This window comes from Saccharothrix sp. DSM 118769 (assembly GCF_052936295.1).
In genome coordinates this window covers 6,748,418-6,773,379 of sequence record NZ_CP193627.1, presented here as the reverse complement: position 1 = coordinate 6,773,379, position 24,962 = coordinate 6,748,418, and the positions used below count along the sequence as shown (strand labels likewise).

Here is a 24,962-nt window from a genome sequence, read left to right as displayed (position 1 = left end):
TGACACTGCAACATTGACAGTGTCACGGTGGCAGTGCACGATGGCGGCGTGGACGACGAGCTGTGGACCATCGAGCAGCTCCCGGAGCGGGTCGCCGCGCTGCTGGCCGAGAACTACGACGGGCAGCGCAACGGTCGGGTGCGGGAGCTGCCGAACGGGCGGGCCATCCGGTGGTACACCACCATCGGCCTGGTCGACCGGCCCGCCGGGTTCCGGGGGCGCACGGCGCTGTACGGGCAGCGCCACCTGCTCCAGGTCGTCGCGATCAAGAAGCTCCAGGCGGCCGGGCACACGCTCGCCGAGATCCAGGGCATGACGGTCGGCGCGTCCGACCGGGGGCTCGCCGAGCTGGCCGGGCTGCCCGAGGTCGCCCCGTCCCGGCCGCCGGCGCGGGGGCGGGGACGGGAGGGGTTCTGGCGGGAACGACCCGCGGTGCCCGCGCCCCCACCCCCCGCCGCCGCGGTCACCGTGCGGTCCGTCCAGGGACTGCGCCTCGGTGACGGCGTCACGGTGGTGCTCGACGCCGCCGACCGCGCGCCCGACGACGCCGAGCTGGCGGCCATCCAGGCCGCCGCGGCGCCGCTGCTCGACCTGCTCGGCCGCATGGGCCTGGCCCCCACCACCGGAGAGGACGAGGGATGAGCACCCGCATCGAGGTCATCGAGGCCGTCGGCGGCGTGACCGCGCCCACCGAGGACGACGGCCTCGGCTGCCTGCGCACGGAACGCGGCAACCTGCCGCTAGAGGCGGTCGAGGTCGAGGCCGCGATCACCGGCCTGGCCTCGCGCACCGTCCTCACCCAGGTGTTCCACAACCCGCACGACGTGCCGCTGGAGGCGACCTACGTCTTCCCGCTGCCCTCGCGCTCGGCCGTGACGGCGCTGCGCGTGGAGGCCGACGGCCGCGTGGTGGAGGGCGTGCTCAAGGAGCGCGGCCAGGCCCGCGCCGACTACGACCGGGCCATCACGTCCGGCAGGCGGGCCGCCATCGCCGAGGAGGAGCGGCCCGGCGTGTTCACCACGCGCGTCGGCAACGTCGTGCCGGGGGAGCGGGTCACCGTGCGCCTCACCCTGGCCGGTGCGCTGGCCTACGAGGACGACGCGGCCACCTACCGGCTGCCGCTGGTCGTCGCGCCCCGCTACGTCCCCGGCGCGCCGCTGCCCGGCGACCAGGTCGGCGACGGCACCGCCGCGGACACCGACGCGGTGCCGGACGCCTCCCGGATCAGCCCGCCCGTGCTGCTGCCCGGCTTCGCGCACCCCGTGCGGCTGTCGGTCGTGGTCGACGTGGACACGGCGGGCCTGCCGCCCGCGACCGCGTCGTCCACCCTGCACGCCACCGTCACCGAGGAGACCGCGACCGGGTTCCGGGTCCGGGTCGAGCCCGGCGCCCGCGTGGACCGGGACTTCCTGCTGCGCCTGCGGTTCGCCGAGGAGGACGCGGTCCGCACGTCCCTGGCCGTGCGGCCGGACGACGACGGGCGGGGCGGCACGTTCGCGCTGACCGTGCTGCCGCCCCGCGCGGCGGTCCCGGCCCGGGGCCGCGACGTCGTCCTGGTGCTGGACCGCTCGGGGTCGATGAACGGCTGGAAGATGGTCGCCGCGCGCCGTGCCGCGGCCCGCATCGTCGACTCGCTCGACACCGCGGACCGGTTCACCGTGCTGGCGTTCGACAACTCCGTGGACACCGCGCCGGGCCTGGGCCCGGACCTGGTCGAGGCGACCGACCGCAACCGCTTCCGCGCCGTGGAGTTCCTGGCCGGCCTGGCCGCGCGCGGCGGCACCGAGATGCTGGAGCCGCTGCGCGCCGCCGCCCGGTCCCTCGGCGCCGCCGGCGACCGCGAGCGGGTGCTGGTGCTGGTGACCGACGGCCAGGTCGGCGACGAGGACCGGTTGCTGCGCGAACTCGGCCCGGAACTGGCGGGCGTGCGGGTGCACACCGTGGGCGTCGACCGGGCCGTGAACGAGGCGTTCCTCCAGCGGCTGGCCGGGTCGACTGGCCGGTTCGAGCTCGTCGAGTCCGAGGACCGGCTCGACGAGGCCATGCGGCAGGTCCACCGGCGCATCGGCACGCCCGTGCTCACCGGCCTCGCCCTGCGCCCGGACGGCCTGGCGGTGGACCAGGACTCCCTCGCCCCCGCGCCGCTGCCCGACCTGTTCCCCGGCGCGCCGGTCGTGGTCACCGGCCGCTTCACCGGTCCCGCGTCGGGCGCGGTCGAGGCGGTCGGCGACGGTGGCTGGCGGCAGCGGGTGACCGCCGTGCCGAGCGACAACCCGAGCCTGTCGGCGCTGTGGGCGCGGGCGCGGGTGCGCGACCTGGAGGACCGCTACGTCGTCGGCTCGGGCGACCGCGACGCGCTGGAGCGGCGGATCGTCGACACGTCGCTGGCGTTCGGCGTCCTGTCCCGGTTCACCGCGTTCGTGGCGGTGGACCAGCGCGTGGTCACCGAGTCCGGGGAGCTGCACCGCGTCACCCAGCCCGTCGAGCCGCCGGACGGCTGGGCGGCACCCCGGGCGGCCGGTGCCGGCGGGTTCGGCGGGGGTGGCGCGGCGCCCCGGGCCGCCGTCCGCCCGGCCGGCGCGATGCCCGCCCCGATGGCCGACGCCCCGATGCCGGCCCCCATGCCCGCCCCGATGGCCGCGCCGATGATGGCCGCGCCGGCGGGGGCCCCGCCGCGGTTGCGCGGCGCCCGCCCCGACCTGCCGAAGAAGCAGGTCGCCCCGGACCTGGCGCGGTTCGTGGCCGACGAACTGGCCGCGCTGCGCGCCGCGACCGACCACGCGGCGGCCCTGACCCGGCTGCACGAGGCGATCACCCGGCACGAGGCGGCCTGGGGCGCGGCGGGCGAACCGGCCGACACCCTCCGCGCGCTGCGCGACCTGGCCGCGGAACTGGCCGTGCCGACCGCCGACCGCGCCGAGCTGGACCGCCGGTTCCGGCACGCCGGGGCGACGCTCGCGGCACTGGCCGCGCCGCGCGGGCGCACGCCGTTCTGGAAGCGCTGACCGCGCGCGGGGCGGGACCGGCGTGGTCCCGCCCCGCTCCCGCTCACGCGTGGGGCGCCCGGTCGAAGACCATGCGGATGCCGGTGATCCGACCGTCCACGACGGTCAGGTGCTCGGCGGCCGTCGCACCCGGTGCCTTCGGGGTGTCCGTGGTGTACATGAGCAGGGCCGTGCCGTCGTCGCCGAACGCGGCGACCAGGGCGGAACCGGTGAGCATCCCGGTGAAGCCCTCGGTGAACCGCCGGTACGCCCCGGCGCCCCGCAGCACGCCGTTGGGGTTCTCGCAGACGACGTCGTCCGCGACGAGGGCCATGGTGGCGTCGAGGTCGCCCGAGGTCCACGCGCGGTGGTGGGCCAGGGCCGTCGTCAGGGCTGGGCTGGTGGTGCCGGTCATGTGCTCGTGCCTCTCCGTGGATGTCCTTGCGAGGAGGAGCGTGCACCGGGAACAAGACACCTGCTGTCAGGTTTTCCCGGGCATCCTGAGCGGGTGAAGGCCGACCGGTTGCTGTCGATCCTCCTGCTCCTCCAGACGCACGGGCGGGTGCCCGCGGCGAAGCTCGCCGAGCGCCTGGAGGTGTCGGTGCGCACCGTCCTGCGCGACGTCGAGGCGCTGTCCTCGGCGGGCGTGCCCGTCTACACCGAACGCGGGCGGCACGGCGGGATCGCGCTGCTGCCCGGCTACCGCACCGACGTGACCGGCCTGACCGCGGACGAGTCCCGCGCGCTGTTCGTGCTGATCACCGGGCACGCCCACGCGGACCTGGGACTGGGGCGCGCCCTGGGTTCGGCGCTGCGCAAGGTGATGGCGGCCCTGCCCGCACCGCACCGGGAGGGCGCGGACCGGGTCAGCAGGCGCGTCCTGGTCGACCCGGTGCGGTGGCGCGGCCGGTCCACCGCGGACCTCGACGCGCTCCAGGACGCCGTGTTCACCGACCGGCGGCTCAGGTTGCGCTACCGGCACGGGGACGGCGACGTGCGCACCCGCACCGTCGACCCGTACGGCCTGGTCAACAAGGCGGGCGTCTGGTACCTGGTCGCCGACCACCGCGGCGCGCCGCGCATGTTCCGCGCCGACCGGGTGGTGGCGCGGTCGGTGCTCGACGAGCCGGTGCGGCGGCGCGACGTGGAACTGGCCCAGGTCTGGGAGACCCTGAGCCGCCGGTTCGACGACGCGACCGCCGCCGTCCGCGTGGTGGTCCGCGTGCGGCGGCGGTCGTTCGAGCGGTTCGTGCGCGTGCACCGCGCGGACCTGACGTGCCCGCCGCCGGAGGACGGCGACCGGCTGGAACTGGCCTTCAGCTCGTTCGCCGCCGCCCAGCCGCTGCTCGCGTTCGGCACCGACGTCGAGGTGGTGTCGCCGGTGGAGCTGCGCGACCACCTGGTCCGCGTCGCGCGGGAGGTGGTCGCGCGGGAGGTGGTCGCGCGGGACGGCACGAGCTGACCGCTCGCGGAGCGTCACGCGGACCGGCGGTCGCGCCGGGACCCGGCGGCGGTTACCGCACCTCGGGCGGCGCGTTCCGCCTGTGGCAGGACCGGCGGCCGGGGAGGGGGACCTGTCGCCCACCCGGTTCCGCTGCGAACTCCCCGCGTGGCCGGGACCTGCCCGCGGTGGTGATACTGGCCCCGTGACGACGAGGCGACCCCGGGTCGAGGTGGAGTACTGCACGCAGTGCCGGTGGCTGCTGCGCGCCGGGTGGACGGCGCAGGAGCTGCTGACGACGTTCACCACCGAGCTGGGCGAGGTGGCGCTCGTGCCCGGTACCGGCGGGGTGTTCGACGTGCGGCTCGACGGGGAGCTGCTGTGGTCGCGCAAGGCCGAGGGCGGGTTCCCGGAGATGGCCGCGCTCAAGCAGCTCGTGCGCGACCGGGTCGCACCCGGCCGCGACCTCGGGCACAGCGACCGGAAGGCGGCGGGTCGGGAGGCGGCGGGTCCGGAGGTGACGGGTTCGGAGGGCGGTGCCTGAGCGCGCCGGTCACGGGGGCGCGTCGACCGAGGCCAGGCGGTCCCGGTTGCGCTGGTCGGTGGACGCGTACTCGTCGACCGACCGGTCACCCGCCCCGGCCGGCAGGCCGGGCACGCGGCAGCAGCCCTCGACCGCCTCCGCCGTGGTGACCGCCGGCCGCTGGTAGCCCGCCAGGAACGCCGCACCCGGCTCGCCCCGCCCGAGCTGTCCCGCCAGGCCGTCCAGTTCGGCGCTGACCGCGCCCCGGTCCGCGCCCTTCCGCGCCCCGGCGGCGGCCGGCCGGCCCATCGCGTCGGCCGTCGCCCCTCTCCGCGTCGCGAGGTCGTGCAGGACCGGGCCGAACGCCAGGTCGGCGTCCTCGGCCCGGGAACCCGGCGGGAGCAACGGGGCCAGCAGCTCGAACGCCCGCCGCCGCGCCTGCCCGACGGCGTCCGCCACGGTGTCGCGGATGGTGTCCGCGAGCCGCGCGGCGCCGGGGGCGCGGTAGATCCGGGGGTCCAGCCGCAGGGCGCGCACCCGGCCGTCCGCCCCCGCGGCGACCGACACCCACCCGTCGCGGGACTCCGCGGTCCCCTCGACCTCGGGCCGTCCCTGCCCGGTCTCCCCGGCTGACCGGGGTCGCCCGGGAGCGGCCCGCTCAGCCGAGCGCGGCCAGCCGCTGCCGCGCGCGCAGGGCGTCGCGGTCGCGCTTCTGGGCCTGGTAGAGGTCGACCGCCCGCCGCCACGCCGCCCGCGCCTGGTTGAGGTGGCCGGCGGCGCGGTGGGCGTGCGCCAGGCGCTCCAGCGCGACCGGCGCCCAGCACGAGTCCCGGTGCAGGGACGCGGCGTGCTCGTGGTGGCGCACGGCGGCGGCGTGGTCGCCGGCCAGGTCGGCGGTGCGGCCCAACCCGTCGTGCGCCACCGCCGCCACGCCGGGGTGCTCGTGCGCCAGGGCGAGCGCGGCCTCGCAGTGCACCTGGGCCCGGTCGAAGCGGCCCGCGCCCGCCTCGGCGACTCCGACGGCGACCAGCGCGTACGCGTGGCACAGCGGCGACCCGGCCCGTTGCAGCGCCTCGGTGGCGTGCTCCAGCGCCACCTCGGGGTGCCCGCGCTCCTGCCACGCGCGGGCGAGCAGCAGGCGCAGGTGGGCCTGGGCGGTGTCGTCGCCGGCGCGTTCGGCGAGGACCAGCGTGCGGGCGAGGTCGTCCGCCGCGTCGTGGCCCTGCCGGGCGTGGAAGGTGTCCATCGCCCACGCGAGCCGCCACGCCGGTTCGTGCCACCCGCGCTCGACCGCCAGGCGCTGCGCGGCCAGCAGCACGGCGTGCTCCCCGGCGAACCAGGCGTGCGGGTCGGCCGGCGGCTCGGCGGGGACGCCGACCGGCGGGCGGTGCGGGTCCAGCACGCGGTCGGCGGCGAGCGCGGTGCCCAGGTGCGCGTCGACCAGGCGGCGCAGCGCGACCTCGTCCAGGCGGGACAGGTCCACGTCGGCGGCCGGTCCGGGTTCGGGCTCCGGTTCGGCCACCAGCTCCCCGTCGAGCCCGAAGCCGTGCCGGAACCGCTGCCCCAGCCGCAGGCGCACGTCGGCCAGCGCGCGCTCGACCTCGCGCCGCTCCCGGTGCAGCCGGTCGCGCTCGGCGTCCGCCCACGCGCCGCGCACGCCCGCCAGCGCGTCGCCCCGCCACTGCGCCGCCGCCTCCGCCAGCAGCACGGCCGCGGTGCGGTCGTCCCGCCCCCTGGCCCGCGCCCGCCGCGCGCGGAACCGGTGCAGGTCCACCTCGGACGCCTCGACCACGAGCGCGTACCCGCCCGCCTGCCGCACGACGTCCGCGCCGGCGGGCCGCAGCACCCGCCGCAGCCGCGACACGTACCCGACGAGCAGCGTCCGCGCCCGGTACGGCGGCGCCTCCCCCCACACCCGCTCCGCCAACCGGTCGACCGGCACGACCCGGCCCGCGTCCACCGCGAGCGCCGCCAGCACGCACCGCTGCCGGGGCGCGCCGACGTCGAGCGGGCGGCCGTCCGCCACCGCGCCCACCCCGCCCAGCACCCGGATGTCCAGGGTCACCCCACCAACGTGCCACACGCGGCGGCGTCAGCGTGAACCGAATCTCATGCCCGCACCCGTATCAGGGCACGCCGACGGCGCTCCCCATTCTCGGGAACACCGGCGGCCGGACGACGAGGCCCCGCCGCCGCACCGCGTTCGAGAGGGAGCACCCATGCGCACGTTCCGCGCCCTGATCGCCTCCGCCGTCGCGGCGGTCGCCGTGCTGGCCACCGCCGCACCCGCGCACGCGACGTCGGCCGCGCTGCACACCGAGCTGGCCGAGCTGGCCGACAACCTCAACTCCCTGGCGTGGCCGGGGCAGGACACCTACAACTTCTACCCCGGCGCGAAGGGGCACGCCGACGTCGCCACCAGCGTCGTCTGGGGCACGCCGGGCAGCCCGACGACCTACGAGAACAAGGCCAAGTGCGCCCCCCTGCTCACGCAGGCGCTCAAGCACACCTTCTCCTGGGCCACCGACTCCTACCTGACCACCGAGTTCACCAGCGAGAGCCCGACCGCCGCCAAGTACTACGACGGGTTCGTCTCCGGCGCGGAGCACTTCACCGCCAAGACGACGGTGTCCTCGCTGGTCCCCGGCGACGTCATCGCCGTCAAGTACACCGACTCGGCGGGCGGCACCGGCGACGCCACCGGGCACGTCGCGGTCGTCACCGCCGCGCCGCACCTGTACGACCGCGACGGCAACGCCGCCACCCGCGAGTGGGCCGTGCGCGTGATCGACAGCACCAGCAACCCGCACGGCGTCGCGAGCACCAACACCTCCTCGCCGTACCAGTCCTACCCGGACACCCGGGCGGTCGGCACCACCGAGTACAGCGGCGTCGGCCGCGGTTGGATCTTCATCAGCACCACCGCCGCCGATGTCCCGACCGGCCACTGGTGGGGCGCCAACGAGAACGTCGTCGACCAGTACAAGCCGGTGTCCACCCGGCCGATGGTGTTCCGCGCCCTGTCCTGACCGGGCTCCTGACGGGCTCCTGACCGGGGTCGGGGGGAGGGGCGGCCGGTGGACCGGCCGCCCCTCCGGTCACACGAGCGTCACCGCGTAGAACTCGACCCGCGCGTCGTCGGGCAGCGTCACCGAGTGCACCGCCTTGGCCGGGTCCAGCTGCACCGAGCCGGTGAACAGGCGCACCGGCGGGCCGTCCACGCCCTGCCCGGCCTTGACGCGGTGCGGCATGTCGAGCGCGACCGCGCCGCCCGACCCCGCCCAGTCCGGCACGGTCACCGGCACCTGCGCCGTGCTGCCGTCGGCGTAGCGCACGAGCACGCCGGCGGTCACCGGGCCGTTGTGCGACGCCGCCACCCACCGCAGGCCCCGGTAGGACCCGGCGGGCAGCAGCACGGCCTGGCCGCGCGCCTCCACGAAGTTCGGCGCGGTCCCCGACGCGTCGGGCGCGACGAACGCCGTGTCGCCCCACGTCACCGTGCCGGTGGGCAGCAGCGCGGCGTCGTAGCTCCAGCCCTGGCCGTCGAAGTTCCCCTCGGTGGACCGCTCCGGGGTGGCCGCGCCGTCGTGGTTCAGCTCCCGCGCCAGGTCCACCGCGCACTGCCCGCCCACGACGGCGGCGCACTCGGCCGCCGCGCGGACCTCCACCACGGCGTCCCGGACCACCTCGTTCGGCCCGCGCACCGCCACCCGCACCGGGTACGAGCCGACCGGCGTGCCACCGGGCACGGTCACGGTCAGCGTGACCGTCTCCTGCACCGGGGCTCGGTTCGAGCGGATCACCACGGGGGACCGGGGCGACGCGGTCACCCCCCACCCCGCCGGGGCGGTCGGCCGGAACGTGACCGGCACCGCGCCGGGCGCCTGCGCCAGCACGTCCAGGGTGAGCGCCACCGTCTGGTCGGCCGCGTTCGCCGGCACCACCGCCGAGGACTCGCGCAGCGCCGCGTCGACGTGCCTGCGGTCGTCCGGCCGGGCCCGGTTCACCGAGGGCGGTTCGGCGCCGGGCCGGGTGCCCCAGCTCGACGGGGTCGTGCCCAGCCGGTGCGCCAGCGTGCCGCCGCGCGCCACGTCGTCCCAGTCCAGCCACGTGTCCCGCACGTCGCGGCCGTTGAGCGACACCCGCTGCACGTACCGGTTCGCGTCGCTCGCGCCCGGCGCGCTGATGGTGAGCGCCCGGCCCTGTCCGGTGTGGACGGTGGCGGACGGGAACTGCGGGCTGGACAGGGCGAGGAAGTCGCCGCCGCTCATCGTCGGGTACAGCCCGAGCGAGGAGAACACGTACCACGCCGACATCGTGCCCAGGTCGTCGTTGCCGGTCATGCCGTCCGGGCCGGTGGTGAACAGCGTCATCGCCGCGCGCACCACGGTCGCCGTCTTCGCCGGCGCGCCCACCGACAGGTAGAAGTACGGCGCGAGCAGGTCGGGCTCGTTGTTCGGGTTGTACGTGGGCTTGCCGTAGTAGTCGTAGGGCTGCGTGATCCAGTCGGTGCGCACCGTGCCCACCGGGTCGGCGAGCAGCTTGTCGTAGGCGAAGAACGCGTCCAGCCGCTCCTCGGTGGCCCTGCGCCCGCCCATCAGCTCGACCAGGCCGTTCGGGTCCTGCGGCACCAGCCACTGGTACTGGTACGCGCCGCCCTCGTGGAACTGGTGCCCGGCGTCGACCGGGTTGTACGGCGTCACCCACGTGCCCTCGGCGGTGCGCGGCCGGAAGTGCTCGCCGTCCCACAGGTTGCGGTACCACTGCCCGCGCGCGGCGAACAGCTTCGCGTCCGCGTCGTGCCCGAGGCCCTTGGCCATCAGCGCGAGCGACGCGTCGGCCGCCGCGTACTCCAGGGTCGCCGACGCCGGGTGCACGCAGTCGTTGTCACCGCCCTTGTGCGCGCAGTCCGTGCCCAGGACCAGGCCGGACGGGACGTAGCCGCGCTCGGCGTAGAACCCCTGGCCCGACCGGCCGTTGTACGGCGAGTCGGCGGGCGGCGTGCTGGTGGCGTTGCGCCTGAGCAGCTCGTACGCCTCCTGCTCGTGGCCTTGGAGGAGGCCCTTGGACCACGCCTCGACCAGGAACGGGGTCACCGGGTCGCCGGTCATGATGTTGGTCTCGCTGTTGGCCAGCGCCCACCGGGGCAGCCACCCGCCGTCGCGACCGCTCGCCACCACGGACAGCGCGACGTCCCGCGCCACCTGCGGGCGCAGCAGCTCCAGCAGCTGGTTCTGCGGTCGGTAGGTGTCCCACAGCGACAGGTTCTGGTAGGGCGTGTAGCCCTCCGCCACGTGCGGCGCGCCGTCGAACCCGACGTAGCGGCCGTCCACGTCGCCCGCCAGGTTCGGGTGCAGCAGCGAGTGGTAGAGCGACGTGTAGAACGCCGTGCGGCGCTCGGTCGTGCCGCCCCCGATCGCGATGGAGCCCAGCGCCTCCACCCACTTCGCGTGCAGGGCCGCGCGGGTGGCGTCGAAGTCGTAGGAGTCGGCGGTCTCGGCCGCGAGGTTCTTCCGCGCGCCCTCGACGCCGGTGTAGGACAGGCCGACCTTGAGCACCACGTCCCGGTCCGCGGTCGCGTCGAAGGTGACCCACGCGCCGTTGCCGCCGGTGCCCGCCGCGTCCGGCACGCCCGGTGACCGCGTGCTGCCGCGCCACGTGCCGAAGCGCGCGAACGGGCGGTCGAACGTCGCGGTGAAGTACACGGTGTGCTCGTCGTGGCCCGCGCAGAACCGGCCGGCCTTCACCCGTCCCTCGATCGTGCGGTCGCCGACCACGTGGACCTCGGAGTCGAGCACCTGCTGGTTGGCCTTGCCGGTGTTGAACAGCACGTTCGCCTCGCCCGTCGCCGGGAACGAGTAGCGCTGCCAGCCGGTCCGCTCGGTCGCGGTCAGCTCCGCCTGGACGCCGTAGCGGGACAGGCCCACGCGGTAGTAGCCGGGGCTCGCCTCCTCGTCGTCGTGCGAGAAGGCCGACCGGTAGCCGTTGGTGTCAACGTTGTCGACGGGGCCGGTGGTCGGCATGACCGGCAGCTCGCCCATGACGCCGCAGCCGACGCCGGACAGGTGCGTCTGGCTGAACCCGTGGATCTGGTCCTGGAGGTAGTCGTACCCGCCCTGGCCGCCGGTGTCCGGGCTGACCTGGACCATGCCGAACGGCGCGCTCGCGCCGGGGAAGGTGTTGCCGAAGTTCTGCGTGCCGACGAACGGGTTGACCAGGGTGGTCGGGTCTTCCGGCGCTTGGGCCTGGGCCTGCGCCGCGGCGGGGGTGGCGGTGACCAGCCCGGCGGCGAGCAGGGCGACGAGGAACGGGCTGGTCACGCGGGTGCGGCGGGTCGTGCGGGGCGGGGACATGCGGCAGGGACCTCCTGACAACGTTGTCACGACGTGGCGGCGGGACCACGCCGGATCACGCTGGCACGGCCCCGCCCGGGGTGTCAACGATGTCCGGTGGCCAGGTCTCCGGGCCCCTCGGCGGACGCCGCCCGCCGAGGGGCCCGGTCAGCAGCGGATGTCGCCGGGCGGCACCCACGGCACGCCGGGGTGGAAGACGCGCCCGTCGGGGCTGTACTGCCTGCCCATCACCTCGCGCCAGCTGGTCGGCCCCAGCGCCGGGTCGTGCGGCCAGTACCGGTCCCACACGGCCGTCTTCTCGTCCCGCCAGTACCCGGACACGTTGTCCGGGTACTGCCTGATCACGTAGCCGTCGTACTCGTCCCGGCGGACGAGCGTGTTCCCCGCCGCGTCGGTGTCGGCCTCGGCGGCGAGGACCGCGCCGGCGACGTGGTCCACGTGGTCCGGGTCGGGTTGGCGGTGGCCGATGCTGCTCTGCGAGCGGATCAGGTCGGGCCGCGCGGTGCGGATGACGTCGCGCAGCATCCCCACGAACGACGCTCTGGTGTAGGCCGCGCGCCCGTCGATCGGCCGGGCCGCGTAGCCGGGCTGGTGCACCAGCCGGTAGAGGTCGCCGCACTGGTCGCTGCCGCCGGCGGCGTGGACGAAGGTGAAGACGAGGCGGACGTCCGTGCCCACCAGCCGGTTGGTGGGCACCTCGTGGCCGTTGAACCACAGGGCCTCGTACACCCAGTCGTCCGGCACCTTCGCGGCCCGCGCGTACGCGGCCCGCTCCCCGTGCACGCGCATGTCCGCGTAGTCCGCGCCGCAGGCGGGGAAGCCCTCGCCGCACGGCAGCTCGCCCGCGGTGAGGTAGACGACCCACACCGCGTGCCCGGCCTGCACGTCGGACAGGACGTCCGGGTTCATGAACAGCAGGTCGTCGTCCTGGTGGGCGACGAAGCTGAGCGTGGTGCGCGCGGGCTCGGGCACGGCGGGGGCCGGCGCCGCGGTCGCCACCAGCACCGCGGTCACCAGCGCCGCCACCTGTCGCGTCCGGCGACCGGGCACGTCAGCCCTTCCCCACCGCGCCGGTGAACGACGTGCCCGCCGACCGCGCCGCCGCGGGCACCGTGTAGAGGGTCGCGACCAGGCCGGCCGGCGTGCGCCACGCGAAGGCCGGGCCGCCGTCGGCCAGGGTGTACCCGTTCGGGTCGGTCGCGGTGTCCTCGAAGAGGACCGCCGTCCACGGCCCGAACGGACCCGCCGGGGCGAGCTGGCCCGCCCGCCACACCTGGTCGCCCACCCGGGCGGCCACGTGCACCATGCCGTCCGCGCCCAGGGCCAGCGCGGGGGCGCCGTCCGCGACCACGTCGCCGACGCGCTGCCACGTGCCGGGGAACGCGCCCGCCGCCTCGCGCTGCGTGTGCACGCCGCCGCCGGCGCGGCGGACCGCGACCTGGAGCGTGCCGTCGCCGTGCGCCACGACGGCCGGTTCGCCGACCACGTCGGAGCCGCCGCCGATCGTGCGCCACGCGCCGAGCGCGCCGTTCGCGAACCTGGCGACCCGCGCCGAACCGTCGGCGAAGCGCGCCACCACGTCGACCGCCGACCCGTTGCGCACGGCGGTGAAGTCCGCCGTGGCGCCGGCCGCGCCGATCCGCTGCCAGGGCAGGAACTCGCCGTTCGGCGCGGCCTGCGGCCGTCGCCACAGCGACCCCTGCGCGTCGACGCCGAAGACCGCCAGGACGCCGGTCGAGTCCGCGACCACCACCGGGTCGCCGACGAGCCAGCCGTCGTGCACGGCCTTCCCGGTGCCCCACACGCCGTTGCGCACGGCCTGCGACTTGCCGCGCAGCACCGCGTCGTCCGGGCTGTTGGCCAGCACCTCGACCCGGCCGTCCGCGCGCAGCCCCGCGCCGGGGACGCCCGTGCGCGTCGTCGTGTCGTCGAACGACTGGTAGGTCAGCAGCGTGAAGTCGTCGCGGTAGCGCTGCTTGGCCGACGTCAGGTTGCCCGCGGTGTTGACGTAGAAGTAGTCGACCAGCCCGTCGGTGGTGACGACGGCGGTGTTCGGCTGGTCCTGGCGCACCGGCACGACCGGCCGGGTGGGGGCGGCGCGGCCGAGCAGTTCGCACGAGTCGGTCGTCGCGCCGTACTGCGTGCCCGGCGTGATGCCGGTGTCGACCAGGCGGCGCGGCGCGAAGCCGCCGGTGGCGGGGTCGTAGCGGTACCACCACATCCAGGCGCCCTCGACGCCGTACAGCACGTCGCCGCCCGCGGAGAACGCGGAGTCGAGCAGGTTCGCGTCACCGCTGTGGGCCACCAGCTGCCTCGGCTTGAGGAACCGCTGCGAGGCGGCGTGGTACTCGTAGCGGTAGAACACCCCGTTGAGCACGTGGGGGTCGCGCACGTAGAACACCCCGTCCCCGGCCGCGACCACCATGTCGTACCGGTTCGCCGCCCCGGTCTCCAGCACGCGCCGCGTCCAGGCCGTCCCGTCGTACCGCTCCCAGGTCAGCTCGCCGTTCGCGGTGAACTTGAAGAAGTTCCCGTTCGAGTCGACCGCCACGCGCTTGCGCGAGGCCACGGACGTCCAGTCGTCCCAGTCCTCGGCGATCCTGACCGACCACGCACCCCCCGGCCGCTCCCAGTCGCTCCCGGTCCACCGGAAGCGGTGCAGGTTGCCGCCGTCGAGGACCTGGTAGACGTACCCGTCCTGGCCGACCGCCATCGGCACCGTCCACCCGCCGCCGATCATCGAGGACCCGGCGCGCAGGTGCTCGCCGAGCTCGGGCTCGTCGTGCTGGTAGAGGCGCAGCGTCCCGTCGGGCGCGGCGGCGAAGACGGAGACGGAGGTGTCGCACCGCAACACCTCGTCGGCGGCGGTCGCCGTGCCGGTCGGGACCAGCAGTGCGGCACTCGCCACTGCCGCGACGAGACAGGCGGTCGACGAGTTCTTCGTGCTCATGTTCCCGGGGTCACTTTCGTTCGGGAGGACGTGGTCGGTGGTGCGGCCCGCGTGGTCAGGCCGGGTGGTCGAGCCATTCGCGGAACGACGTGAGGATCAGTGGCTCGGCGCCGAAGTCGTCCAGCGTCTCTTCGAGGTCCGCGCGCAGTTCGTCCGACGGCTCGCGCCGGATGAACCGCTCCAGTTCCGCCGGCAGGGCGTCCCGGTCCGGCGACGTGGCGATCAGCACCCCGATGGCCGAGTCGCGGACGTGGACGTCCTCGGACAGGCAGTCCCGCCTGATGACGTCCACGTACTCGCCGACGACCCGGCGACAGGCGTCCCCCAGGTGCGGCATCTCGTCCGCGGGCCTGCGCCAGTCGTCCTGCCCCGGCTTGGGCCAGCCGTACGTGATCTCCTCCAGCAGGTCGTACACCTCCGCCCGACCGCAGTCGCCGGGCACGGTCAGGAACTCGGCGAGCACGCGGACCGCGGGGTAGGTGATCTCGAACAGCTTGCCCTGGTGCACGACGGCGTGGCTCAGGGCGGTGCGCGCCCGAGCTGCCCCGTCACGGTCCGCCGCCGAGCCGAGCGCCCTCAACCCGTCGGGCACCGACATGGCCCCCTCCGGCAGCGAGGGGCCGCGCAACGCGCTCCACGCGGTGTTCCGCAGGACGCTGTCGGCCGTCTCCGTCACCCCCATGACTTCTTCCCCTTCCAACGGCCGCCTTCCTGGGGCGTCGTACCAGGGGGGAACTGGTTCGGGTCCAGCTTCTCCTGGCAGTTCGCCGCGCACACCTCGGCGGGCTGGTAGTCCCTCGGCCTGATCGGGGTGGAGTACAGCACGTCCTTGCGGTCCAGGCCGGGGTTGACCGCGCACAGCTTGTTGTACACGTCGTCCTCGGCGCACCCGTCGCCCCAGTCGGAGCGGCCGAACACGGGCTCACCGCCCGGGACCATCCCGGCGACGACGACGGAGACCTTCCTCCGCTGGGTCTTCGACCCCATCTTGGCGGTCTCGGCGTCGCGGAAGTCGTTGAGCGCCTGGAAGGTGCCGACAGGACAACCGGCGGGCGCGGTGTTCGGGCCGGAGTTGTGCGTCAGTACCGCGACCGCACCGACACCCACGAAGTACGTGTGCAGCCCGTCGACCGTGAGGTTGTGGACCTCGCGGTCGGGGGAGAGGGGCCGGACGCCGGTGACGGTGACCGGCCGGTGGTCGGCCGTCTCGAAGGTGTAGCCGGGCTCCAGGTCCTCGGCGTTCACCCACTTCTGCAACGACTCGACCCAGAACGGGTGCTCGTCGGTCGCCACCACCGTGCCGCCCGTGTCCACCGTGATCTCGTAGAGCAGGCGTTCCGCCTGGTGCGAGCGGGTGTCGGTGACGGTCCTGGTGCCGGTTTCGCCGGTGGTCGGGTCGGTGGCCACGACCTCGTCGCCGACCTCGACCTCCGAGATGGGCTTGCGCGACCCGTCCGCCATGAGCACCGGGGTCTCGCCGGAGAAGCTGTTCCGGTCGAACGAGATCGGGCACGAGCCGCTCGCCTCGCCGCGCGAGCTGTCGCCCGCGTCGCGGGCCGCGCCGTTGCCGCGCTTGCGGGACGGTGACGCGAGGCTGAGCAGGTCGCCCAGGCCCGGCACCTGGCTGTTCGCGAAGTCCGAGACGACCTGCTCGCCGACGGACTGGACGACGCTCGTCCCCGGCTTGATGACGGTCGCCTTGACCGTCTCCCAGACCTTGTTGACGTCCTGCACGTTCTCGGCCACCGCCGCGACCTTGCGCGCCGGCACGTTGGCCGCCGACGACACCAGGTCCTTCATCGCGATCCGCGGCTTCAGGGCGGCCTGCAGCACCGGCAGGGGGTTGTTCTTCGCCGCGTGCGCGATGGCCGCCTTCGCCCGCTTCGTCACCGCCTCCATCGCGGCACGTCGGGCCGCCGCCGCCGCGGCCGCCGCGGCGGCGCGCTGGGCCGCCACCTGGGCCGCCGAACGCCCGGCGGTCTTGGCGAAGTCGGCCACGTTGCGCCGGGCCGCCCCCGCCACGTCGTCGCCGTACTTCCGCGCGCCGCCCGCCACGTCGTCGCCGTAGCGCCTGGCGCCCGAGGCCACGTCGTCGCCGTAGCGCCGCGCGCCGCCCAGCAGGTCGTCGCCGTACTTGTAGAGGTACTTGGCGCCCTTCGCGAGCTTGCCGAACGGGATGAAGTTCGACGCGGCCCAGAAGAAGTTGCCCCAGCTCGGCTCGCGGATGAAGTTCGCGATGTCGTTGTAGCCGGAGACCTCCTTGACCACCTCGACCGCGACCGACGCCGCCTTCTTCACGCCGTTCCACACCGCGCCCCAGTTGGGCCAGTGGCCGTCGGGGTCGACCAGGTCGAGCGGGCGGCCCGCGCCGTAGGCGTAGCGGTTGAAGGCGGCCGACGGGCCGGAGGCGGCGGACGTCGTGTCGCGCGAGGCGAACGACCCGGTGCCCGGCTGGTACCAGCGGGCCCCCATGTTGACCTGCTTGGTGTCCGGGTCGGTCCAGTCGCCCTGGAAGCCGACCCGGCGCGCCGCGCCCGTGGAGGCGGTCACGGAGCCGAACGGGTCGAAGGACGTGGAGTCCGCGATGCCGGTGCCCGCCGGGTCGAAGCCGCCGACGACGTCGCCGTGCTTGTCCGACAGGGTCAGGCGACGGGCGCCGCCGGAGGACAGCGACAGCAGTTCGCCCGCCGCGCCGCGCCCGTACGTCGTCTCGCCGTCGGACACCGGGTCGATGTCGAAGCCCGCGTAGGAGAACGCGCGGGAGCCCCGGGAGACGAGCCGGTCCGCGCCGTCGTAGGCGTAGGTCGTGCCGCCGACCTGCACGAGCCGGTCGAACGCGTCGAACGAGAAGTTCTCGGTGAAACCGGACGACGTGCGCGACGCCATCGTGCCGCGCGCGGTGTGGGCGTAGGTGTAGTCGCCGTCGGACAGCAGCCGGTTGCGCTCGTCGTACGTCGCGGTCTTGGCGCCGTTGCGCGTGCGGTTGCCCGAGGCGTCCCACGCGTACCCGGTGGTCGTCCCGCCGACCGTCCACGACGTGAGGCGGTTGGCGTGGTCGTAGGTGTAGGTGTGGTCGCCAGCGCCCGCCAGGCCGGCGGTGACCTTCCGGGTCAGCCGGTCGTTGTTGTCGTACTCGTAGGCCAGCGACGACACGGTGGCGCCGGCGGCGTCGGTGAGCACGTCGGACTTCTGCCGCCCCAGGGCGTCGTAGTCGAACGCGCGGGTGCGGGACGTGCCGTACTTCAGCGTCTTGAGCTGCCCGGCCTCGTTGTAGTCGTGGGTCAGGGCGACGCCGGTCACGCCGTCGGTGACGGTCTTGAGCCGGCCCTTGTCGTAGCCGAACGCGGCGGTGCCGGCGGCGTCGGTGCGGCTGGTGACGCGGCCCTCGCCGTCGTAGGCGAACGACGAGGCGCCGGACGGGCCGGTGGCGGTCAGCAGGCCGCCCCGGTCGTCGTAGGCGTAGGTGTTGCGGCCACCCGGCGCGTCGACCTCGGTGAGCCGGCCCGCGAGGTCGTAGGACCGCACGCGCTCGGACGTCGTCGCCGCGCCCGAACCCGTCTCGGACACCAGCCGGTCGAGCGCGTCGTACCGCCGGTCGCGGACCACCCCGCCGGGCGCGGTCAGCTTCACCGCGTTGCCGGCCACGTCGTAGACCGAGGTCCACGTCCGGTCGGCGGCGGCCGGGTGCGCGGTGGTCGAAGGCTCGACCACCGACTCGGGCAGCGACCACGCGTTGAAGGTGGTGACGAACCTGTTGCCGCGCCCGTCGGTGTAGCGGGTGCGGTTGCCGCGCGCGTCGTAGCCGAACGACGTCGTGATCGACTCGGTGTCCGACACCGGCTCGACCTGCTGGGTGAGCCTGCTCGCCGCGTCGTAGGTGTAACGCGCGGTGCGGTTGAGCGCGTCGGTCGCGGTGAGCACGTTGCCCACCGGGTCGTGCGCGTAGGAGGTGCGGCGCAGCACGCCGCCCGTCCCGTTGAGGCTGAACTGGCCGGTGAGCCGGTTCGCGGCGTCGTAGCGCAGGTAGCTGGTGCGCCCCAGGGCGTCGCGCTGCCACACCGAGCGGCCCAGGCCGTCGTAGCCCAGTTGCAGGGTGACGCCGGCCGGGTCGGTCGCGCTGGTCCGCTGGCCCAGCGCGTCGTAGCCGTACCGGGTGACGTCGTTGGAGGGGGACGTGGACGTCAGCAGCTCGCCCGCGTCGTTGTACTCCAGGCGCGTGGTGTGCGCGGCCGCGGTGGGCCTGCGCTCCAGGCGCGTGCTGGTCACCTGGCGGCCCAGCTCGTCGTAGGTGGACTCCACCCGCGCGCCCGTCGGGTCGGTCGCGGACAGCTGCTCGCCGTTGTGCGTGTACGCGTACCGCCACACGCCGCCGACCGCGGTCGGGGCGTCGGCCTTCGGGTCCTGCCGCTCGACGAGCCTGCCCAGCTGGTCGTAGCGGAACCGGGTGACCGCGCCGCGCGCGCCGGTCACCGCGATCGCGTTGCCGACGGCGTCGTACTCGGTGACCGTGGTGCCCTTGACCGGCGCGGTGCCGCCGGGCGCGGTGTACTCGGGCGTCTCCACCCGCACCGGGCGGCCGACCCGGTCGTGGGTCGTCCGGGTGACCCGGCCGTTCTCGTCGCGCACCTCGACCTGGTCGCCGAAGGTGTCGAACCCGACGAGGGTCTCCGGCCGCGCGGTCGCCGGCGTGCCGCCCGCGGTCTCCACCTGCACGGCGGGCAGCGTCACGGCGACCTGCCGCTCGCTCTCGTCGTTGCGGAACTCGGTGGTGAACGCGGCCGCGTTCGCGCCCGCCACGTTGCCGCGCGGGTCGGTCTCGGCGACCAGCAGGCCGCGCTTGTCGTACCGGCGGGTCGTCGTCAGCGGCGGGTTGACCTGCTGGACCGTCTCGCTGACCTGGTTGCCCGCGTTGTCGTAGGCGTAGTCGACGACCGAGCCGGCCGACGACTGCACGCCCGGCGTGTTCGAGCCCTGGCCCGAACGGGCGACCTGGGTGACGTTGCCGTTGGCGTCGTAGCGGTAGCTGGTGCGCCGGGCCAGGCCGGTCGGGTCGGCCAGCACCTCGGTGACGCGGCCGACCTCGTTGTGGGTGTACTGGGTGACCTTGCCGTTGGGCCCGGTGCGCTTGACCAGGTTGCCCGCGCCGTCGTAGTCGTTGCGCTCCAGCACGACCCGGCGGGTGCCGCCGCCCGTCGCCGCCACCTCGGCCAGCACCCGGAACACCAGGCCGCTCGGCGTGTACTCGTAGAGCGTCTTGCGGCCCATGGCGTCGACCTTGCGCACGAGCCGGCCGCCGAGGTCGTAGGTGTTGGCCTCCAGCACCAGCAGGGACCCGCCGGACGGCGTCTCGCCGTCGCCCACGCCGCCGGACACCGGCTTGCCGTGCCAGCCGCGCAGCCGCACCTCGGCGACCTTGTTGCGCGCCGTGTAGGCGTACTCGACCTTCGTGCCGTTCGCGTCCACGGTCCACGTGCGGTTGCCGAACGCGTCGTAGCCGTAGCTGGTCCTCGCGCCCTCGGCGTCGGTGACGGAGTCCTGCCGCCCCCGGTCGTCGTAGGTGTACGACGTGGTGCGCGTCGAGTCGCCGCCGGCCAGGTCGGAGACCTCGACCTTCTCGGGCTGGCCGTCGGCGCTGTAGGTGGTCCTGGTGAACTTGGTGTGCCGGACGCCGGTGACGGCGTTGGTGACCGGCGCGTCGGTGACCTCGGCGGGCCGGTTCATCTCGTCGTGGGCGAACTTCGTCTCCAGGCCCTGCGGGTAGGTGTCGGAGAACTCCGTCTCGGACACCTTGCGGCCCAGCAGGTCGTAGCGGTACTTCGTGACGCGGCCCTCGGGCTCGGCGTCGGTGCGCCCCGGCTCGGTGGTGGAGGCCAGGTCGCCGTTGGCGTAGTACCGGTAGGTGGTGACCTTGCCGCGCGCGTCCGTGGTGGTCTTGAGCAGGCCGGCGCGCTCGTTGCCGCCGCCGTCGGCCGCGGTGGTGCCGTCGGTGTAGGTGTGCCGGACGGTGGTGCCGTCGGGCATCGTCTGCTTGACCAGCTCGCCGCGCGCGTCGTACTCCGACGTCGTCAGGTAGCGGTCGTCGGTCGGGCCGGAGGAGCGGCCGTCGCGGGAGGTGAGCTGCTTGTCGATGCGCGGGTCGGTGTCGTTGACCTTGCCCGGCGCGGGCTTGTGGTACGTGAAGTGCTCGGTGTCGCACACCGCGGGGTCGCGGCACGTCCTGCGCGACAGCACGTTGCCGCGCTCGTCGTTGCGCAGCTCGACCTGGTGGCCGTTCTCGTCGGTGATGGTCTGCTGGAACCCGGAGGCGTCGTAGTCGTAGGTGCGCACGCCCACGCCCTGCACCGGGCCGCCCTGCCAGTCCGGGTTGCTCACGCCCGTGCCGCCGCAGTACGACGGCGTGCCGTCCGGGTTGGGCGTCGGGGCGGCGGTGCACGGCGGCGCGGTCGTCGGCGTGGTCGGCACGACCGACGGGTCGGGCCGGTCCTCCAGCCGCACGCCGGTGCCGAGGGGCGCGACGAACCGGATGATCCGGCCGCGCACCGGGTCGTAGTCGAAGAAGTGCGACCGGTTGCCCGGGTCGGTGACCTGGATCGAGCGGACCAGGTTGCGGACCGTGCGGCCCTGCGCGTCCTGCTCCTCGGTGCCGCTGACCTGCGGCAGGCCGAGCTCCCAGTGGCCGCCGTCGGCGTCGGTGTACTCGCTGACCCGGTCGTTGGTGGTGTCGTGGGTCAGCTCGGCGGCGACGCGGCCGCTGGGCATGGTGACCTTGGTCAGCTGGTCGGCGTGCTCGCGGGCCCGGAAGTGGGCGCGGGCCGCCTCCTCGCCCAGCGGGTGCTGGTAGATCGCGACCTCGTCGACCTGCCCGGAGAAGTGCTTGACGCCCTCGCCCGGCCACCAGCCGTGCGGCGCCCAGTCGGCGGGGCCGACGGCGTGCGCGGCGCCGATCTGGCCGTGGGTGAGCAGGCTGTCGTCGATCTCGCCCTCGGTCGTGCCGACCTTGGCGCCGTCGAGGAACAGGGTCTGCGTCGCCAGCGAACCGGACAGCACCACGTGGTGCCACCCGCCGTCGTCCACCGCGCCCGCGCTGGTGATGGGCGCGACCCGGCCGTGCCAGAACTGGCCGCGCAGCCTGCCGTCGCGGTCCACGTAGAGCACCGGCACCGCGCCGGTCTGGGCGCGGTCGAACGGCGCGTGCTGGAAGCCGACCAGCGGGCCGCCGCTCGTGGTCCTGAACCACAGCTCGATCGACAGGTCGCGGCTCTTCTTGATCGCCCCGTCGGGCAGTTTCACGTACGAGCCGGTGCCGTTGAACGACGTCGAGGCGTCCGGGCTGCCGTCCAGCGCGCCCGGCGCGCCGAGCGTGGTGGCGCGGTGCGCGCCCGCGTCCTTGCCGAGGTTCGTGGCGACCTGGCTGACCGCGTCGGACGAGCCGGCGCCCTCGCCGAGCCGCCAGTAGGAGTCGGGGCGCGAGTCCATGACGGCGCTGCGGTAGTGCGAGCCGTTGGCGTAGTCGTACTTCGTGCACCCGCCCTTGGGGTCGCACACCTCGGTGAGGCGGTCCCCGAGGTACTTGTACGTCCACTTGATCGGCGTGCCGCCGGCCACCGGCGCGTCCGTGCGGACCTCGGTGACGTGGTTGCCGGTCCAGGTGAAGTACAGCGTGCGGTCGGCGGCGGCGTTGTCCTGGACGAGCCTGCTGATCGCCCTCTTGATCTTGCCGTCCGGGCCGTAGTCCATCTCGACGGCGCGGCCCGCGTTGTCGTGCACGGTGACCAGCCGGCCGTCGAACTCGCGGAAGCGGTAGACCGAGTTGGACTTGTCCACCAGCACGTACGGGCGGGTGGGCAGGCCGAAGTCCTGGTAGAACGTCGCGAACCGGCCGGCGGGCGGGTCGAAGCTGCCGTCGGCGGCGTTGCGGCCGAACCGCACCTGCTGCCCGTCGGGGTAGGTGACCACGACGTTGCCCGAGCCGTCCTGGTCGGGCACCACGCGCATGTCGTAGCGGGTGGACCAGCCCGCGCCGAAGGTCAGGTCCTTGCGCGGGTCGAGGCTGTTGTAGGTGCGCGCGACGTTCAGCTCGGGGCCGGTGACGCCGATCGCCGCGTCGACCGCGCCGGTGGTGTAGTTGCCGATCTGCGGGTCGAAGTCCAGGTCGCCCGCGCTGTACGGCGCGCCGCCCAGGTGCGAGGTGATGTCCGGCTGCGGCACCGCGGTGAGGATCGCGCTGAACGGCAGCGCCTCGCTGCGCGTCCCGCTCGGGTCGATCGCGAACGCCCGCCAGTGGTACGCCTCGCTCCACTGCAACCACGTCCTGGGCACGGTCCACGTCCGGCTCGCCCCGCGCGGCGACAGCCGGCACGAACCGGTGTCGGGCGTGCCGTCCGCCGTGCTGCCGCACACCTCGAACTCGTAGAGCACGTTCGTGTTCGGCGGCGCGTCCACGTCCACCGCGTCGGCCCACAGCTGCGGGGTCAGCGTCGGCGCGGAGTGTCCCGCCGGCGGGTACTGCGCCTTGACGATCGGCGGGACCTCGAACACGGTCATCGACAGCCGTGCCGGCGGGATCTGCTCGTCGGTGAAGTAGGTGCTGTTGTGCACCATGCTGAAGTCGAGCAGGTAGTCGCCCGGGTTGGCCCGGTGCACCGTGGCGTCCAGGGTGATCGTGTCGCCCACCGGCACGACGCGGTCCAGCGCGGCGGACTCCCGCGAGTCCACCGCCCTGCCCTCGGCGGTGAACAGCCGGTAGGCCAGCTTGTAGGCGCCCGGCGTCCACGGCTGGGAGCCGCGGTTGGTCACCGCGATGCGGACCTTGCCGTCCTGGGTGCGCAGCACCGGCGGTTCCGGCACGCCGCGCTCGATGCGGTAGCCCGCGTCGTACGGGGTGTGCGTGACGAACAGGCGCGGCGGGTTGGCCGTGCCCACGCCGGTGAACTTCTTCCAGCCGCTGACGGCCTTCACCGCGAGCCCGTTGTTGGCCTGGCCGTGCGTCCAGCCGTGCACCAGGTCGCGGCCCGCGTCGCCGAGGTCGATCGAGTGGGCCGCGGTCGGGCAGGCGGAGTGCGACTGGCCCAGCGCCACGTAGCCGTGCGCGAACGACGCGGTGCCGATGGTGCCGCCGGTCGGCGGGTGGCCGGAGCCGGACGCGGTCCACCCCGCGGTGATCGGCTGCACCACGATCGGCTCGGGCCGGCACGAGGGCGCGTCGAAGCTGGTCAGGTAGAGCTGCGCGCCGAAGACGCGGTGGTTGGCCAGCGCCTGGGAGACGCCGTCGAACTTCAGGTACATCGCGCTGCCGCCGCCGACGTGCAGCTCCGTGCCGCCGGTGCGCGTGCCGCCCGAGGTGACGACGGCGGCGTTCGCGGTCGCGCCGTGCACCGACGGGTCGACCAGCACCGGGTAGGTGCGGGCCGGGTCGCGCAGCCACGCGTCGTCGACGGACACGCGCAGCGCCGGGCCGCCCGCGTGGTCGACCAGGTCGTAGCGCACGTCGTGGGAGGTGACGGGGTTCTCGGCGTGCGAGTCGGTCATGAACCCGGCCGGGACGACGCCCCGGACGCGGCCGTCGCCGTCGACCAGCTCGACCTGGCCCTCGTTCAGCTTCGCGGTGAGGCCCTTGAGCCGCAGCGGGAACACCCAGCTGCGCGGCGCGTCCGGCGACGCCAGCACCAGGGTCTCCTTGACCCCGCCGGGCAGCACGTCCAGCCGCAGGTCGGTGTGCGCGGCCACGCCGGGGTAGGTGACCCGGCTGCCCTGCGCGGCACCGCGCGCGGCGGCCGTGCCGGCCAGGCCGAACGCCATCTCGTGCTCGTCGGACAGCGCCACGCGCACGAAGGGGGACTCGGAGGCGGTCGCGCCGAACCGGGTGTCGACCTGGTCGGCGGCGTTGCGCCACCCGTCGCCGTCGGCCACGAGCGCGGTGTCCACCGGGTGCCACGAGCCGTCGTCGCGCCGGTGGTTGACCGGTGCCTGGCTGAACTCGGTGGTCCGCGTCCCGTCGGCGTTGACGAACGTGCGGGAGAACGCCTGCCGCGCGCCCTCGTCCTCGCGGCTGGTGGCCGGGTCGAACCCGGTCGGGTCCGAGGAGGTCGCGACCTCGCGGACCTCGTTGGGCTTCGTCGCGTCTGAGGGGAAGTCCGGCTGCGGGTGCTTGGCCAGCTCCGAGCGGGGCAGGGCGCGGTTGGGCGCCTCCCCCCGCACCTCGTGCTCCTGCCCCTCGGCCGACCCCCACGGCTGGTCGGGCGCGAGCGCGCCCGCCTCGGCGGCCGGGTCCGACGAGGTGGACCCCCACCGCGGCAGGAGCTCCACGGCGTCCGGCGCGACCGCGCCGAAGAACACCACGAGCACCAGGCCGAGCGCGGCCAGAATTCTCCCGCGCGGTGAGCGCGGCAGCCTGGAGCGCGCACGCCGAATACGCCCAGCGGTCATTGTCCGGAATCCCCCCGTGTCGACAGGCGCGGTGCCGTCGTGCCACCGCAGGCCCCCCTAGGCCGTGTCGGGCTGAAGCATCCAGCCCGGATCGAAAAAAGGCAAGTGACTGTTCGTCACATGACGTGGTGCAGACCACCGGTTAACTCGCTCGGCCTAGCGGACCCCGCCCAGCGATACCGTCCGTCACCTCGTTACCGCTGGTGGGGATAACTGTGAAGGGGTTGGCCGGTGTGCCGGGTGTCCGTTACGGTCCCCTCGACCGTCGAGTTCGACCAGGGGGAAG

12 protein-coding genes and 1 pseudogene are annotated in these 24,962 nt (G+C 74.6%); 5 read left to right on the top strand and 8 right to left on the bottom strand.

The features are described 5' to 3' along the window. The first annotated feature begins 27 nt into the window (after window positions 1–27). The gene (locus ACRAKJ_RS28100) at window positions 28–642 is read left to right on the top strand and encodes a MerR family transcriptional regulator (protein WP_438925025.1); all 615 of its coding nucleotides are present in this window, start codon (window positions 28–30) and stop codon (window positions 640–642) included. Continuing rightward, window positions 639–3,005, top strand: coding sequence for a VIT domain-containing protein (locus ACRAKJ_RS28095; protein WP_438925026.1), 2,367 nt, complete (start codon window positions 639–641; stop codon window positions 3,003–3,005). Before ACRAKJ_RS28100 ends, ACRAKJ_RS28095 begins: the two co-directional genes overlap by 4 nt. A gap of 43 nt (window positions 3,006–3,048) precedes the next feature. On the opposite strand, the gene ACRAKJ_RS28090 is transcribed toward ACRAKJ_RS28095, so the two are convergent. Further along, entirely contained in the window at window positions 3,049–3,399 is a 351-nt protein-coding gene (locus tag ACRAKJ_RS28090) for a nuclear transport factor 2 family protein (protein WP_438925027.1), read from the bottom strand. A gap of 93 nt (window positions 3,400–3,492) precedes the next feature. Here ACRAKJ_RS28090 and ACRAKJ_RS28085 point away from each other — a divergent pair, with 93 nt between their 5' ends. Next, on the top strand, window positions 3,493–4,446 hold the full coding sequence (locus tag ACRAKJ_RS28085; protein WP_438925028.1) for a WYL domain-containing protein: 954 nt from the start codon (window positions 3,493–3,495) through the stop codon (window positions 4,444–4,446). 184 nt (window positions 4,447–4,630) lie between these two features. Then, window positions 4,631–4,969, top strand: coding sequence for a SelT/SelW/SelH family protein (locus ACRAKJ_RS28080; RefSeq protein ID WP_438925029.1), 339 nt, complete (start codon window positions 4,631–4,633; stop codon window positions 4,967–4,969). Between the two features lie 9 nt (window positions 4,970–4,978). Here ACRAKJ_RS28080 and ACRAKJ_RS28075 read toward each other — a convergent pair. Next, window positions 4,979–5,539, bottom strand: a pseudogene (locus ACRAKJ_RS28075) (YbaB/EbfC family nucleoid-associated protein); the annotation flags it as partial. A gap of 67 nt (window positions 5,540–5,606) precedes the next feature. Further along, a complete protein-coding gene (locus ACRAKJ_RS28070; RefSeq protein ID WP_438925030.1) occupies window positions 5,607–7,013 on the bottom strand; it encodes a winged helix-turn-helix domain-containing protein in 1,407 nt (468 codons plus the stop codon). Between the two features lie 154 nt (window positions 7,014–7,167). Between ACRAKJ_RS28070 and ACRAKJ_RS28065 the strand changes: the two genes are divergently transcribed. Then, the gene (locus ACRAKJ_RS28065; protein ID WP_438925031.1) at window positions 7,168–7,977 is read left to right on the top strand and encodes a hypothetical protein; all 810 of its coding nucleotides are present in this window, start codon (window positions 7,168–7,170) and stop codon (window positions 7,975–7,977) included. Between the two features lie 69 nt (window positions 7,978–8,046). Here ACRAKJ_RS28065 and ACRAKJ_RS28060 read toward each other — a convergent pair whose 3' ends face one another. The 5 genes from ACRAKJ_RS28060 to ACRAKJ_RS28040 all read right to left on the bottom strand — a co-directional run bounded on the left by ACRAKJ_RS28060 (window position 8,047) and on the right by ACRAKJ_RS28040 (window position 24,676). Continuing rightward, a complete protein-coding gene (locus ACRAKJ_RS28060) occupies window positions 8,047–11,301 on the bottom strand; it encodes a GH92 family glycosyl hydrolase (protein ID WP_447008733.1) in 3,255 nt (1,084 codons plus the stop codon). Between the two features lie 147 nt (window positions 11,302–11,448). Continuing rightward, entirely contained in the window at window positions 11,449–12,351 is a 903-nt protein-coding gene (locus tag ACRAKJ_RS28055) for a PIG-L family deacetylase (RefSeq protein ID WP_438921639.1), read from the bottom strand. A gap of 1 nt (window position 12,352) precedes the next feature. After that, complete coding sequence (locus ACRAKJ_RS28050) at window positions 12,353–14,251, bottom strand: tachylectin-related carbohydrate-binding protein (RefSeq protein ID WP_438921638.1); 1,899 nt, start codon at window positions 14,249–14,251, stop codon at window positions 12,353–12,355. Window positions 14,252–14,306: 55 nt separating this feature from the next. Continuing rightward, a complete protein-coding gene (locus ACRAKJ_RS28045; protein WP_438921637.1) occupies window positions 14,307–14,933 on the bottom strand; it encodes a hypothetical protein in 627 nt (208 codons plus the stop codon). After that, complete coding sequence (locus tag ACRAKJ_RS28040) at window positions 14,924–24,676, bottom strand: RHS repeat-associated core domain-containing protein (RefSeq protein WP_438921636.1); 9,753 nt, start codon at window positions 24,674–24,676, stop codon at window positions 14,924–14,926. The genes ACRAKJ_RS28045 and ACRAKJ_RS28040 overlap by 10 nt, the downstream gene beginning before the upstream one ends. Window positions 24,677–24,962: the final 286 nt, after the last annotated feature.

Coding starts and splice junctions, on each gene's coding strand:
- ACRAKJ_RS28040 (WP_438921636.1), bottom strand. CDS start 24,676: ATGACCGCTGGGCGTATTCGGCGTGCGCGCTCCAGGCTGCCGCGCTCA.
- ACRAKJ_RS28090 (WP_438925027.1), bottom strand. CDS start 3,399: ATGACCGGCACCACCAGCCCAGCCCTGACGACGGCCCTGGCCCACCAC.
- ACRAKJ_RS28065 (WP_438925031.1), top strand. CDS start 7,168: ATGCGCACGTTCCGCGCCCTGATCGCCTCCGCCGTCGCGGCGGTCGCC.
- ACRAKJ_RS28050 (WP_438921638.1), bottom strand. CDS start 14,251: ATGAGCACGAAGAACTCGTCGACCGCCTGTCTCGTCGCGGCAGTGGCG.
- ACRAKJ_RS28060 (WP_447008733.1), bottom strand. CDS start 11,301: ATGTCCCCGCCCCGCACGACCCGCCGCACCCGCGTGACCAGCCCGTTC.
- ACRAKJ_RS28045 (WP_438921637.1), bottom strand. CDS start 14,933: ATGGGGGTGACGGAGACGGCCGACAGCGTCCTGCGGAACACCGCGTGG.
- ACRAKJ_RS28095 (WP_438925026.1), top strand. CDS start 639: ATGAGCACCCGCATCGAGGTCATCGAGGCCGTCGGCGGCGTGACCGCG.